Source organism: Pseudomonas sp. P5_152 (assembly GCF_033989915.1).
Classification (GTDB): domain Bacteria; phylum Pseudomonadota; class Gammaproteobacteria; order Pseudomonadales; family Pseudomonadaceae; genus Aquipseudomonas.
In genome coordinates, this window is record NZ_JASFAH010000002.1 from 2,308,843 (window position 1) to 2,322,641 (window position 13,799).

Consider the following 13,799-nt stretch of genomic DNA (forward strand, 5'->3'; position numbering starts at 1 on the left):
AACCGCCCGCCGCTGCCACGAGCCCACGCGGCTGGCAGCAAGTCCTGGCGTGCTGCCAGGCGCACCGAAAAAACGTGTTTGGTGGTAAGCTCGCGCACCATGAATATCTACAGCTCTCGCCCCGTTGTCCTCTGTCTCTCCGGCCACGACCCAAGTGGTGGCGCCGGCTTGCAGGCAGATATCGAAGCCCTGCTGGCTCAGGGTTGTCATGCGGCCCCGGCCGTCACTGCCCTGACCGTGCAAGACACCGTCAATGTCAGTGATTTCCGCGTCCTCGATCGTGAGTGGGTACTGGCCCAGGCCAATGCCGTCCTCAACGACTCGCAGGTCGCGGCGGTCAAGCTGGGCATGCTCGGCTCACTGGAAATGGTCGACACCGTGGTCGAACTGCTCCAGGCGCATCCGCACCTGCCCGTGGTCTGCGACCCGGTGCTGCGCGCCGGCGGCGGCGGACGCCTGGGTAAGGACGAAGTCGGCTACGCCATGCGCGAGCGCCTGCTGCCATTGGCGATCATCGCCACCCCTAACCTTCCTGAAGCCCGGATCCTGGCTGAACTGCCAGACGGCAGCGCCGACCAGTGCGCAGAAAAACTCCTGCCCTACGTCAAACACTTGCTGATTACCGGTGGGCATGGCGACGAACATCAAGTACACAATCGCCTCTACAGCCGCGACGGTCACCGCGAAACCTTTACCTGCCAGCGCCTGCCCGGTAGCTACCACGGATCCGGATGCACCCTGGCCAGCGCCCTGGCCGGTCGCCTGGCCCAGGGCGAACACCTCGCCAGCGCGGTGAAGTCGGCACTGGACTACACGTGGCGCACCCTGCGTGACGCCGAACAACTGGGCAAAGGCCAGTTTGTTCCGCGCCGCCTGCCGCTGGATTTTTGCTCGTAACGCCATGAGGCTTGCCCGATGAAATTACGTGGTCTGTACGCCATTACCGACAGTCAGTTACTGGCCGGCAAGTTCCTGCCCTATGTGCAAGCGGCACTGGAGGGTGGCGTGACCTTGCTGCAGTACCGCGACAAAAGCACCGACGAGGCGCGCCGCCTGCGCGAAGCCGAAGCCCTGCGCGGCCTGTGCGAGCGCTACAAGACCCAGTTGATCATCAACGACGACGCCGAACTGGCCGCACGCCTGGGCGTCGGCGTGCACCTGGGGCAAACCGATGGCCCGCTGACCCCGGCCCGGGCACTGCTGGGTCGCCAGGCGATCATCGGCTCGACCTGTCACGCGCAGATCGAGCTGGCCGAACAAGCGGCCAAGGAAGGCGCCAGTTATGTCGCCTTCGGCCGTTTTTTCAACTCCAACACCAAACCCGGCGCACCGACCTGCAGCCTCGAACTGCTCGACCAGGCCCGCGCCCGGCTGCACCTGCCGATCTGTGCGATCGGCGGTATCACCCTGGACAACGCCGCCCCGCTGGTGGCCCATGGGGTCGACCTGCTGGCCGTAGTGCATGGCCTGTTCGGCGCCGACAGCACGAGCGAAGTGACCCGCCGCGCGCGCGCCTTCAACGCATTGTTCAATTCCTGAATTTTTGAGAGCCCTACCATGTCTCGTTCCGAAACCCTGTTTGCCAACGCCCAGAAACACATTCCCGGCGGCGTGAATTCGCCCGTACGTGCATTCAAGAGCGTGGGCGGCACCCCGCTGTTCTTCAAGCACGCTGAAGGCGCCTACGTGACGGACGAAGACGACAAGCGCTATGTCGACTACGTCGGCTCCTGGGGCCCGATGATTCTCGGCCACAGCCACCCAGAAGTGCTGGACGCTGTGCGCAAGCAACTGGAACACGGCCTGTCCTACGGCGCCCCAACGGCGATGGAAACCGAAATGGCCGACCTGGTCTGCTCGATCGTGCCGTCGATGGAAATGGTGCGCATGGTCAGCTCCGGCACCGAAGCGACCATGAGCGCGATTCGCCTGGCCCGTGGTTTCACCGGCCGTGACAGCATCATCAAGTTCGAAGGCTGCTACCACGGCCATTCCGACAGCCTGCTGGTCAAGGCCGGCTCGGGCCTGCTGAGCCAAGGCGTGCCAAGTTCCGCTGGTGTACCCGCCGCCTTTGCCAAGCACACGCTGACCCTGCCGTTCAACGACATCGATGCGGTGGCCAAGATGCTCGGCGAAGTCGGCCAGGAAGTGGCGTGCATCATCGTCGAGCCGGTAGCCGGCAACATGAACTGCGTACCGCCGGCTCCGGGTTTCCTCGAAGGCCTGCGCAGCCTGTGCGACCAGCACGGCGTGGTGCTGATTTTCGACGAAGTGATGACCGGTTTCCGCGTGGCATTGGGCGGCGCCCAAGCGCACTACGGCGTGACTCCAGACCTGAGCACCTTCGGCAAGATCATCGGCGGCGGCATGCCGGTGGGTTGCTTCGGCGGCAAGCGCGAAATCATGTCGCACATTGCCCCGCTGGGTCCGGTCTACCAGGCTGGCACCCTGTCGGGTAACCCGCTGGCCATGGCGGCCGGCCTGACCACCCTGCGCCTGATCAGCCGTCCGGGCTTCCACGCCGAACTCAGCGACTACACCAGCCGCCTGCTCGATGGCCTGCAACAGCGTGCCGATGCCGCGGGCATCCCATTCGTCACGACCCAGGCGGGTGGCATGTTCGGCCTGTACTTCAGTGGCGCCGACGACATCGTGACCTTTGACGACGTCATGGCCAGCGATGCCAACCTGTTCAAGCGTTTCTTCCACCTGATGCTCGAAGGCGGCGTGTACCTGGCGCCAAGCGCCTTCGAGGCAGGCTTCACCTCGATCGCCCACGGCGACGCCGAGTTGCAGTTGACCCTGGACGCGGCCGAGCGAGCATTTGCCGCGCTGAAGTAAGCCAAAACCGCTGACGTCGACCTGGGTCGACGTCAGCTTTATCCTACATTGCTGTCTTTTTGCTGCTACGACTATCCAAGTTGCCGCTAAAAGCGGTAGATATAGTTCCCGCGCGGCAGAAAAACGAGTAAAGACTTTGTAAGGAAGGTCCTGCTTATTTCATAATGCGCGCTTATTGGATCCCTCGATGGGTCCGCGCGCCCTTCAGAGGTAAGTCGATTCCCATGAACCGCACCGGCCGCACCCTTGCATTGGGCTGCCTGTTGCTCCTTCAGCCGCTGCTCGCGCACGCACAAGCAGGCGGCAACTCGTTGTTGATCCCGGCAATGGGTCGTTGCACCCTCAATACCCAGCCTGAAGACCTGAAGGAGGCCCTTGAAGCCTGCCAGAAAGCGTCGGACGCCGGGGATGCGGAAGCGCAATACGAGTTGGGCGAGTTCTACTACGACGGTAAAAATGCACCGCGCGACCTCAATCAAGCCCTGAGCTACTTCGAGAAGGCCTCCCTGCAAGGCCATGCCCAGGCGCAATTCAAACTCGGCACCATGTTCTTCCACGGCGAAGGCGTGCCCGCCAATAACGTCCAGGCCTATATCGTGCTGAAAATGGCTGCGGTCAACGGCGCCGAAGATGCGCTGGACACTGCCGACGAAGTCGCCGAGCACATGCAACGCGATGAACTGGAAGTCGCCACCCAGGTGCTGGGGCAGATTTTCCGCAAGTACCTGATGGAGCTGCAAAGCGCGGATGGGCGTACGCCGTTCTCGCCGCTGCCGTAAGCCTTCACTGACCTGCCTGGCCCATCGCGAGCAGGCTCGCTCTCACAAACAGTGTGTTCACAGAAGACCCGCTGTGGGAGCTAGCCTGCTAGCGATGAAGACGACGCGGTATTAAGGCTTACTTCTCAGGCATCGGCATCGGAAACGGCATGACATTGCCGACCGTGCCACGGGCTTCGCTGATTTTTGGTGTGCCCAGGCGCTCGACCTCGTCGATGCGCACAATCGAATGCATCGGCACAAAACTGCGCACCACGCCTTCGAACTGCGCCTTGAGCTTCTCTTCGCTCGGATCGACGACCACTTGCGTGCGCTCGCCAAAGACGAACTCTTCCACTTCCAGGAAGCCCCACAGATCGCTTTGATAGATCTGCTTGGCGTACATTTCGAACACCTGGCCCTGGTTGAGGAAAATCACCTTGTAGATTGGAGCTTCACGTTTGGTCATGGTGGGCGGGTAACACATCGAGGGATAAAAATGAGGGCGCGAACTATAGCATAGCCGCTGGACGCACGACGGTAGGAACCTGAGGACTTGTTCCCTATAATGCGCGGTTCTTTGAATCACGTGATGACCCCGTCCATGGCCAAGAAGCTTTATATCGAAACCCACGGTTGCCAGATGAACGAGTACGACAGCTCGCGCATGGTTGATCTGCTGGGTGAACACCAGGCCCTGGAAGTGACTGCCCGCGCCGAAGACGCGGACGTGATTCTGCTCAACACCTGCTCGATCCGCGAACGTGCCCAGGACCGGGTGTACTCCCAGTTGGGCCGCTGGCGCGAGCTGAAGCTGGCCAACCCGGAGATGGTGATCGCCGTCGGCGGCTGCGTGGCCAGCCAGGAAGGCGCCGCCATCCGCGACCGCGCCCCCTATGTCGACGTGGTCTTCGGCCCGCAGACCCTGCACCGCCTGCCGGAAATGATCGACGCCGCGCGGATCACCAAACTGCCGCAGGTCGATGTCTCGTTTCCGGAAATCGAAAAATTCGACCATCTGCCCGAACCGCGCATCGACGGCCCGAGCGCCTATGTCTCGGTGATGGAAGGCTGCAGCAAGTACTGCACGTTCTGCGTGGTGCCCTATACCCGTGGCGAAGAAGTCAGCCGGCCGTTCGATGACGTGATCGCCGAGATCATTCACCTGGCCGAGAACGGCGTGCGTGAAGTGACCCTGCTGGGGCAGAACGTCAACGGTTATCGCGGCACCACCCACGACGGGCGCCTGGCAGACCTGGCCGAGTTGATCCGGGTGGTTGCCGCGGTCGATGGCATCGACCGCATCCGCTACACCACGTCCCATCCGCTGGAATTTTCCGACAGCCTGATCCAGGCCCACGCCGACGTGCCGGAGTTGGTCAAGCACCTGCACCTGCCGGTGCAATCGGGTTCGGACCGGATCCTCTCGGCCATGAAGCGCAACCACACTGCGCTTGAGTACAAGTCCAAGCTGCGCAAGTTACGCGCCGCCGTACCGGGCATCTGCATCAGCTCGGACTTCATCGTCGGCTTCCCGGGCGAAACCGAGAAAGACTTCGAACAGACCATGAAGCTGATCGAAGACGTTGGCTTCGATTTCTCCTACTCGTTCGTCTACAGCCAGCGCCCAGGCACCCCGGCCGCCGACCTCGCCGACGAGACGCCGGAAGAGCTGAAAAAACAGCGCCTGAACGCCCTGCAGCATCGCCTCAACCAGCAAGGCTTCGAAATCAGCCGACAAATGGTCGGATCGATCCAGCGGATCCTGGTCACCGATTACTCGAAAAAAGACCCTGGCGAACTGCAGGGGCGCACCGAGAACAACCGTATAGTCAACTTCCGCTGCGACACGCCAACCCTGATCGGCCAGTTCGCCGACGTGCACATCGACGCCGCACAGCCGCACTCGCTGCGGGGTTCGCTGATCCAATAACACCACCTTCCCCTGTGGGAGCGAGCAAGCTCGCTCCCACAGGGGAAGGTGTTCAACATTGGTCTGTATAAGAGCTTTCGCACCCAGGCCACTGGCGTTATCCTTGATTTCATCTTAATTGCCCAAGGGCGGCTGAAAACAACCTTGAACGCACCCATAGAACCGCATCGTTTCATCCTCGAGCCCTTTGAGGCTCACCGCTTCGCCAATCTGTGCGGGCAATTCGACGAGCATTTGCGCTTGATCGAACAGCGCCTGGCGATCGTGATCCGCAACCGCGGCAATCAGTTCGAACTGATCGGCGAGCTCAAGCACACCACCTCGGCGGAAAACCTGCTGCGCCGCCTCTACCGTGAAACCAAGGGTAGTGAGCTGTCGCCGGACATGGTTCACCTGTTCCTGCAGGAATCGGCCGTCGAAGAGCTGGAAAACCACGCCCCTGCCGAACCCGCCGTAGCCTTGCGCACCAAAAAAGGCATGATTCGCCCTCGCGGCTTGAATCAGCAGCGCTACGTGAAGGAAATCCTCGGTAACGATATCAACTTCGGGATCGGCCCAGCCGGTACCGGTAAGACCTACCTGGCTGTCGCCTGCGCGGTAGATGCCCTGGAGCGCGAGCAGATTCGCCGCATCCTGTTGGTGCGCCCGGCGGTCGAAGCTGGCGAGAAACTTGGTTTCCTGCCGGGTGACCTGTCGCAAAAGATCGACCCGTACCTGCGCCCCCTGTACGACGCCCTGTATGAAATGCTCGGCTTCGAATACGTGGCCAAGCTGATCGAACGCCAGGTCATCGAGGTCGCACCGCTGGCCTACATGCGTGGTCGCACCCTGAACAACAGCTTCATCATCCTCGACGAAAGCCAGAACACCACGGTGGAACAGATGAAGATGTTCCTGACCCGGATCGGCTTCGGCTCCACGGCGGTCATCACCGGTGACATCACCCAGGTCGACCTGCCCAAGGGCACCAAGTCCGGGCTCAACCACGTGATTGAAGTGCTCGAGGACGTACCGGGTATCAGCTTTACCCACTTCAAGCCCAAAGACGTCGTGCGCCATCCGCTGGTGCAGCGCATAGTCGAAGCCTATGAGCGCTTCGAGAATCGCGTTGCACCCGACTCCCCGAAGGACAACCGCCGCGATGCTTGAGCTTGACCTGCAGCTTGCCACCGAGGGCAACGCCCCCAGCGAAGCCCAATTCCGCCAATGGTGCGAGCTGGCCCTGCGCCAGCGCACGGCCGACTCGGAAATGACCATTCGCCTGGTCGATGAAGCCGAAGGCCGTGAGCTCAATCACACCTGGCGTCAGAAAGATTACGCAACCAACGTCCTGTCGTTCCCGGCCGACGTGCCCGACGAGTTTCTCGACATCCCACTGCTGGGCGATCTGGTGATCTGCGTGGCCGTGGTCGAGCGTGAAGCCGCCGAGCAAGGCAAGGCGCTGGACGCCCATTGGGCTCACCTGGTGATTCACGGCTGCTTGCATCTGCTTGGTTACGACCATATAGATGACGAGGAAGCCGAGGAAATGGAAGCACTGGAACGAACGTTGCTTGCCGAACTGGGTCATCCGGACCCTTACGCAGACGACGAAACCGAACTATCCCCTACTGTTACAACAAAGGATTCAGAGTAATCGCTATGAGCGAAGATCGATCGAGCAACGGGCAGAAGTCATGGCTGGGTAAGCTCACCCAGGCTTTTGCCCACGAGCCGAAGAACCGTCAGGAGCTCCTGGAGCTGCTGCGCGATGCCCATCAGAACAAGTTGCTGGACAGCGAAGCGCTGGCCATCGTCGAAGGCGCCATCCAGGTGGCTGACCTGCAAGTGCGCGACATCATGGTGCCGCGCTCGCAGATGGTCAGCATCAAGGCGACCCAGACTCCCCGTGAGTTCCTGCCAGCCGTGGTCGACTCGGCTCACTCGCGCTATCCGGTGATCGGCGAAAGCCACGATGACGTGATGGGCGTATTGCTGGCCAAGGACTTGCTGCCGTTGATCCTCAAGGAAAACGGCGACAGCTTCAACATCAAGGACCTGCTGCGCCCGGCCACTTTCGTGCCGGAGTCCAAGCGCCTGAATGTGCTGCTGCGTGAGTTCCGCGCCAACCATAACCACATGGCCATCGTCATCGACGAATACGGCGGAGTGGCGGGCCTGGTGACCATCGAAGACGTGCTGGAACAGATCGTCGGCGATATCGAGGACGAGCACGATGTCGAAGAAGACAGCTACATCAAGCCCCTGCCCAGCGGCGACTTCCTGATCAAGGCCCTGACGCCGATCGAGAACTTCAATGAGTTCTTCGACAGCGAATTCTCCGACGATGAGTTCGATACCGTGGGCGGCCTGGTGATGAGCGCGTTCGGGCATCTGCCAAAACGCAACGAAATCACGGAAATCGGCGCCTATCGCTTTCGCATCCTCAATGCCGACAGCCGTCGTATCCACTTGCTGCGCCTGACACCTATCGCCCGGTAACCCCTAAGGATCGAAATGCGCTGGATAACCCGCCCCGGCTGGCCCGGTAACCTGCTGGCCGTGGCGGCCGGTGCAATCACCACCCTGGCGCTGGCGCCGTTCGATATCTGGCCGCTGGCACTGCTGGCGGCTGGGTTGTTTTATGCCGGCCTGCGCCATCTGACCCCGCGCCAGGCACTGGGGCGCGGCTGGTGCTTCGGTTTCGGCCTGTTCGGCGCCGGTACCAGTTGGATCTACTACAGCATCCACCACTTCGGCGGCGCCTCGATGCTGCTCGCCGGCTTCCTGATGCTGCTGTTCACCGCGGCGATCGCCTGGTTCTTCGCCCTGCCCGCCTGGGTCTGGGCGCGCTGGCTGCGTCGTAACGAAGCGCCGCTGGCCGACGCCCTGGCCTTTGCCGCCTTGTGGGTGGCCCAGGAAGCATTCCGCGGCTGGTTCCTTACTGGCTTCCCCTGGCTCTATTCCGGCTACAGCCAGCTCGATGGCCCGCTGTCCGGCCTGGCGCCGGTGGGTGGGATGTGGCTGGTGTCGTTCACCATCGCCCTGACCGCAGCGTTGCTATGCAACGCGCCACGCCTGCTACGCAACCGCCGCCCAGGCTTCATCGCCGCCGGCGTGGTGCTGCTGTTCGGCCCATGGGCGGCGGGCATCGCACTCAAGGGCCATGCCTGGACCAGCCCGTCCGGCGAGCCGCTGAGCGTGGCGGCCATTCAAGGCAATGTCGAACAAAGCATGAAGTGGGACCCGGCGCAGCTCAACTCGCAGTTGGCGCTGTATCGCGACATGAGCCTGAGCTCCAAGCGCGTCGACCTGCTGATCTGGCCGGAAACCGCGGTGCCGGTACTCAAGGAGTCCGCCGAGGGCTACCTGAGCATGATGGGCAGCTTTGCTGCCGAGCGGAATACGGCGCTGATCACCGGCGTGCCGATTCGCCAGGTGGTGCACCAGGAAAAACGCTTCTACAACGGCATTACCGTGGTCGGTGAAGGTGACGGCACCTACCTCAAGCAAAAGCTGGTGCCGTTTGGTGAATACGTGCCCTTGCAGGACGTGCTGCGTGGCCTGATCGCCTTCTTCGACCTGCCGATGTCGGACTTTGCCCGTGGCCCGGCCGACCAGCCGATGCTGCAAGCCAAGGGCTACCAGATAGCCCCGTTCATCTGCTACGAAGTGGTCTACCCGGAGTTTGCCGCGAGCCTGTCAGCGCGCAGCGACCTGCTGCTGACCATCAGCAACGACACCTGGTTCGGCACCTCCATCGGCCCGCTGCAGCACCTGCAGATGGCGCAGATGCGCGCGCTGGAAGCCGGGCGCTGGATGATTCGGGCGACCAACAATGGCGTCACCGGGCTGATCGACCCATTCGGCAAGATCACCGTGCAGATCCCGCAATTCGAGCGCGGCATCCTCTACGGCGAGGTGGTGCCGATGCACAACCTGACACCGTACCTGCAATGGCGCTCGTGGCCGCTGATCGTCCTCTGCCTGTTGCTGTTTGGCTGGGCACTGCTGGCCAGCCGAATGGCCAAGACCGTCTAGAACCGAACCCGCCCCTTGTAGGTGCTGGCTTGCCAGCGAACGCCTGCAAGGGGTGCAACGGGTCATCGATAAAACAACGCATACCCCGCCTGCCCCGCCGCCTCATTCAACAACTGCCCGGAGCGCCAGATCGACTTGAAGGTCGGTAGCCAGCCACCCAGTGGCTCGGCATTGGCGTTATCGCTGCCCAAAAAGCCCATTGGCGCCGGCACCACGCTCAATCCCGCGGCCTCAAAACTCCAGACACTGCGCGGCATGTGCCAGGCCTGGGTCACCACCACTACGCGCTTCAAGCCCAACGGTTGCAGCAGTTCGGCGGTGAACTGGGCGTTTTCCCAGGTCGTGCGGCTGCGCCCTTCCTGCCAGCGCACCGTGACCCCGAAATCTTCCTGCAGCGAATCGGCCATCAGCTTGGCCTCGGTCGGCGGCGTGCCGTAATGCAGGCCGCCACTGGTCAGTACCGGCAAACCCGAAGCCTTGGCCAGGCGCGCCGCATAGCGTTCACGCTCCAACGCCACGCCCGTGGGCTGGTCGGAACCCCAGGCCGGGTCGCCCCGCTCACGGCCAGCGCCCAACACCACGATCACATCCGCGCGCTCGGCCAGGCTCGCCCACTCACTGCGCGCCAGCGCCGGTTCACGCTCAAGAGCCTTGGCGCCCCATTGCACCATTACCGGCAAGCTCATCAGCCAGAATCCACCGGCACCCAGGACAAAACACAGGGTTGCCAGACGCGGCCGGGAACGGCGAAACCACCAGGCTAGCGCCAGCAGCAGCAAAAGAATGCCGGGCGGCATGAGCAGTTGTTTGACCAAGTAACGAAAAGGCATCGAGCATCTCCAAAGATGCCCGAAGCCTAAGTGGGTTGAAGTAAAGCGACAACCAAGGTGACGGACCTTTTCATCAAAAAACCATCACCGGTGACTTCATGTGCCCGCTCGGGGCGACAAACACGTACCTGATCACTTACTTGACCTGCAGGGACCGGACCTTTACCGCGTCGCTGCCAGGTGCCTTGTCTTTCAACCAGATGACTTTGGCCGAACGAGGGGCATCGTTGTGCTTCACTGCTGTTGACAAGATTCCATGCGCCTCGCGTTCACTACGGTCCAGATAAGCCTTGATCAGATCGAACTCTGCGCGGCTCAACCCGCGAAGTTCCAGTTCCAGCGGACGCTCATCACGCAACCGCCCGGCGGTCTTTACCGCGTCCAGGGCCATCCCCAGACGATCTATCAGTTTTTCGTACAACTCGGGTTGCGTAACTTTTGTTTGCGACTCAACCATCCCTCACCTCATTGAAGATAAGACCTACTCCCCAACTAGAGCTTAGCTTCGTCGCACAAACCGGCTGTGCGCCGCGACCAACGGCCCCAGCTGTGGTTAACGCGGCGCAATCAGGGTTTCCCTAGGCCGAGTACGGTCATGTATGCTACGGCGCTTCCTGTAACTCCACTTCCAGCTCGGCTGGGCATCGAAAACGCCACATGTGGCGCAATCCAGGTCCAGCGTTGCATTGAAGAGGATTAGGCCACCCCTAATCAGTTAAAAAGTAGCCATGCACGAACAATATCAGCCCCGTGAAATCGAAGCCGCCGCCCAATCATTCTGGGACGAGCAAAAGTCCTTTGAAGTCAGTGAACAGCCAGGCAAGGAGACTTTCTATTGCCTATCGATGTTCCCTTACCCCAGCGGCAAGCTACACATGGGGCACGTGCGCAACTACACCATCGGCGATGTGATCTCCCGCTACCAGCGCATGCTCGGCAAGAACGTCCTGCAACCCATGGGTTGGGACGCCTTCGGCATGCCGGCGGAAAACGCCGCGATGAAGAACAACGTCGCACCGGCCAAGTGGACCTACGAAAACATCGCCTACATGAAGACCCAGCTGCGCAGCCTGGGCCTGGCGGTGGACTGGTCGCGCGAAGTGACCACCTGCAAGCCCGATTACTACCGCTGGGAACAATGGCTGTTCACTCGCCTGTTCGAAAAAGGCGTGATCTATCGTAAAAACGGCACCGTGAACTGGGACCCGATCGACCAGACCGTCCTGGCCAACGAACAGGTAATCGACGGGCGCGGCTGGCGTTCCGGCGCGCTGATCGAAAAGCGCGAAATCCCGATGTACTACTTCAAGATCACTGCCTACGCGGATGAGCTGCTGGAGAGCCTCGACGAACTGACTGGCTGGCCGGAACAGGTCAAGACCATGCAGCGCAACTGGATCGGCAAATCCCGCGGGATGGAAGTGCAGTTCCCGTACAACGTCGACTCGATCGGCGAAGCCGGCACCCTGAAAGTCTTCACCACCCGTCCGGACACTTTGATGGGAGCGACTTACGTCGCCGTGGCCGCCGAGCACCACCTGGCTTCGCTGGCTGCAAAAAACAATCCTGAGCTGCAAGCGTTCATCGCTGAATGCAAAGGCGGCAGCGTGGCCGAAGCCGACGTCGCCACCCAGGAGAAAAAGGGCCTGCCGACCGGCCTGTTCGTCGAGCACCCGCTGACCGGTGAAAAACTCCCGGTTTGGGTCGCCAACTATGTGCTGATGCACTACGGCGATGGCGCGGTAATGGCGGTGCCGGCCCACGACGAGCGTGATTTCGAATTCGCCCACAAGTACAACCTGCCGGTCAAATCGGTGGTGCGTACCAGCGCCGGCGAAACCAACCCGGCCCCGTGGCAAGACGCCTACGGCGAGCACGGTACGCTGATCAACTCTGGCGAATTCGACGGCCTGGATTTCCAGGGCGCGTTCGACGCCATGGAAGTGGCCCTGATCAAGAAAGAACTGGGCGCCTCGCGCACCCAGTTCCGCCTGCGCGACTGGGGCATCAGCCGCCAACGCTACTGGGGCTGCCCAATCCCGATCATCCACTGCGAAACCTGCGGTGACGTGCCAGTGCCGCAAGATCAACTGCCGGTCGTATTGCCCGAAGACGTCGTACCGGACGGCGCTGGTTCGCCATTGGCGCGCATGCCTGAGTTCTACGAGTGCATCTGCCCGAAATGCGGCGCACCGGCCAAGCGCGAAACCGACACCATGGACACCTTCGTCGAGTCGTCGTGGTACTACGCCCGCTACGCCTCGCCGCACTTTGAAGGCGGCCTGGTAGAAAAATCCGCGGCCGACCACTGGTTGCCGGTTGACCAGTACATCGGCGGTATCGAACACGCCATTCTGCACCTGCTGTACGCGCGCTTCTTCCACAAGCTGATGCGCGACGAAGGCCTGGTGAGCTCCAACGAGCCGTTCAAGAACCTGCTGACCCAGGGCATGGTGATCGCCGAGACGTACTACCGTCGCGAAGCCAACGGCGCCTACACCTGGTTCAACCCGGCGGACGTCGAGCTGGAGCGCGACAGCAAGGCCAAAGTGATCAGCGCCAAGCTGATTGCCGACGGCCTGCCGGTGGAAATCGGTGGCACCGAGAAGATGGCCAAGTCGAAGAACAACGGCGTTGACCCACAGTCGATGATTGACCAGTTCGGCGCAGACACCTGCCGCCTGTTCATGATGTTTGCCTCGCCACCGGACATGAGCGCGGAATGGTCCGACTCCGGCGTCGAAGGTTCGCACCGCTTCCTCAAGCGCGTCTGGCGCTTGGCGCAAGCGCACATCACCCAGGGTCTGCCGGGCAAAGTGGACGTCGCCAGCCTGAACGACGAGCAGAAAGCCATTCGCCGCTCGATCCACCTGGCCATCAAGCAGGCCAGCCACGACGTCGGCCAGAACCACAAATTCAACACTGCCATTGCCCAGGTGATGACGCTGATGAACGTGCTGGAAAAAGCCCCGCAAGGCACCGCACAAGATCGCGCCCTGGTTCACGAAGGCCTGGAAACCGTGACCTTGCTGTTGGCTCCGATCACCCCGCACATCAGCCACGAGCTGTGGCATCAACTGGGCCACGCCGATCCTGTGATCGACGCCGGCTGGCCAGTGCAGGATGACAGCGCTCTGGTCCAGGACAGCTTGACCCTGGTTATCCAGGTCAACGGCAAGCTGCGTGGCCAGATCGAAATGCCGGCCAGCGCCACCCGCGAAGAGGTCGAAGCTGCGGCGCGCGCCAACGAAAACGTACTGCGTTTCGTCGACGGCCTGACCATTCGTAAAGTGATCGTGGTACCCGGGAAACTGGTCAACATCGTCGCCAGCTAATTGGAGCAGGTGCCAGGCCCGGCCTGGCACCGAACAAAACCTTTCGGGCGCCATAGCGGCCCACATGGTTTCAAGGGGAGCA

13 protein-coding genes are annotated in these 13,799 nt (G+C 61.6%); 10 read left to right on the forward strand and 3 right to left on the reverse strand.

Annotated features, from left to right (window positions below; all coding sequences use genetic code 11):
• Positions 1–99: 99 nt before the first annotated feature.
• From QMK50_RS10490 to QMK50_RS10505, 4 genes are all read left to right on the forward strand, one after another.
• Positions 100–897, forward strand: a complete 798-nt coding sequence (locus QMK50_RS10490) for a hydroxymethylpyrimidine/phosphomethylpyrimidine kinase (RefSeq protein ID WP_095166340.1) — start codon at positions 100–102, stop codon at positions 895–897.
• Between the two features lie 18 nt (positions 898–915).
• Positions 916–1,539 carry a thiamine phosphate synthase gene (gene thiE, locus QMK50_RS10495; RefSeq protein WP_095166338.1) on the forward strand — a complete coding sequence of 208 codons (624 nt, stop codon included), beginning with the start codon at positions 916–918 and terminating at the stop codon, positions 1,537–1,539.
• Between the two features lie 18 nt (positions 1,540–1,557).
• Positions 1,558–2,841: a glutamate-1-semialdehyde 2,1-aminomutase gene (hemL, locus tag QMK50_RS10500; protein WP_320333081.1), complete on the forward strand. Its 1,284-nt coding sequence runs from the start codon at positions 1,558–1,560 to the stop codon at positions 2,839–2,841.
• 224 nt (positions 2,842–3,065) lie between these two features.
• On the forward strand, positions 3,066–3,620 hold the full coding sequence (locus QMK50_RS10505; protein WP_095166334.1) for a tetratricopeptide repeat protein: 555 nt from the start codon (positions 3,066–3,068) through the stop codon (positions 3,618–3,620).
• A 118-nt stretch (positions 3,621–3,738) separates the two neighbouring features.
• Here the strand turns inward: QMK50_RS10505 and QMK50_RS10510 are convergent, their stop codons facing one another.
• A complete protein-coding gene (locus tag QMK50_RS10510; protein WP_024780849.1) occupies positions 3,739–4,068 on the reverse strand; it encodes a DUF1820 family protein in 330 nt (109 codons plus the stop codon).
• A 135-nt stretch (positions 4,069–4,203) separates the two neighbouring features.
• Between QMK50_RS10510 and miaB the strand changes: the two genes are divergently transcribed.
• The 5 genes from miaB (at position 4,204) to lnt (ending at position 9,552) form a co-directional block, all read left to right on the forward strand.
• Entirely contained in the window at positions 4,204–5,532 is a 1,329-nt protein-coding gene (miaB, locus tag QMK50_RS10515; RefSeq protein ID WP_095166623.1) for a tRNA (N6-isopentenyl adenosine(37)-C2)-methylthiotransferase MiaB, read from the forward strand.
• A 144-nt stretch (positions 5,533–5,676) separates the two neighbouring features.
• The gene (locus tag QMK50_RS10520; protein WP_159998116.1) at positions 5,677–6,681 is read left to right on the forward strand and encodes a PhoH family protein; all 1,005 of its coding nucleotides are present in this window, start codon (positions 5,677–5,679) and stop codon (positions 6,679–6,681) included.
• The gene (gene ybeY / locus QMK50_RS10525; RefSeq protein WP_095166332.1) at positions 6,674–7,168 is read left to right on the forward strand and encodes an rRNA maturation RNase YbeY; all 495 of its coding nucleotides are present in this window, start codon (positions 6,674–6,676) and stop codon (positions 7,166–7,168) included. Before QMK50_RS10520 ends, ybeY begins: the two co-directional genes overlap by 8 nt.
• Before the next feature lie 5 nt (positions 7,169–7,173).
• Positions 7,174–8,013 carry an HlyC/CorC family transporter gene (locus QMK50_RS10530; RefSeq protein WP_016773041.1) on the forward strand — a complete coding sequence of 280 codons (840 nt, stop codon included), beginning with the start codon at positions 7,174–7,176 and terminating at the stop codon, positions 8,011–8,013.
• Between the two features lie 15 nt (positions 8,014–8,028).
• A complete protein-coding gene (gene lnt / locus QMK50_RS10535) occupies positions 8,029–9,552 on the forward strand; it encodes an apolipoprotein N-acyltransferase (RefSeq protein WP_320333082.1) in 1,524 nt (507 codons plus the stop codon).
• A gap of 62 nt (positions 9,553–9,614) precedes the next feature.
• Here the strand turns inward: lnt and QMK50_RS10540 are convergent, their stop codons facing one another.
• On the reverse strand, positions 9,615–10,382 hold the full coding sequence (locus tag QMK50_RS10540; RefSeq protein WP_095166328.1) for a YdcF family protein: 768 nt from the start codon (positions 10,380–10,382) through the stop codon (positions 9,615–9,617).
• Positions 10,383–10,518: 136 nt separating this feature from the next.
• Entirely contained in the window at positions 10,519–10,839 is a 321-nt protein-coding gene (locus tag QMK50_RS10545) for a hypothetical protein (RefSeq protein ID WP_095166326.1), read from the reverse strand.
• A gap of 271 nt (positions 10,840–11,110) precedes the next feature.
• Here QMK50_RS10545 and leuS point away from each other — a divergent pair, with 271 nt between their 5' ends.
• Entirely contained in the window at positions 11,111–13,717 is a 2,607-nt protein-coding gene (gene leuS, locus QMK50_RS10550) for a leucine--tRNA ligase (RefSeq protein WP_320333083.1), read from the forward strand.
• The last annotated feature ends 82 nt before the right edge of the window (positions 13,718–13,799 follow it).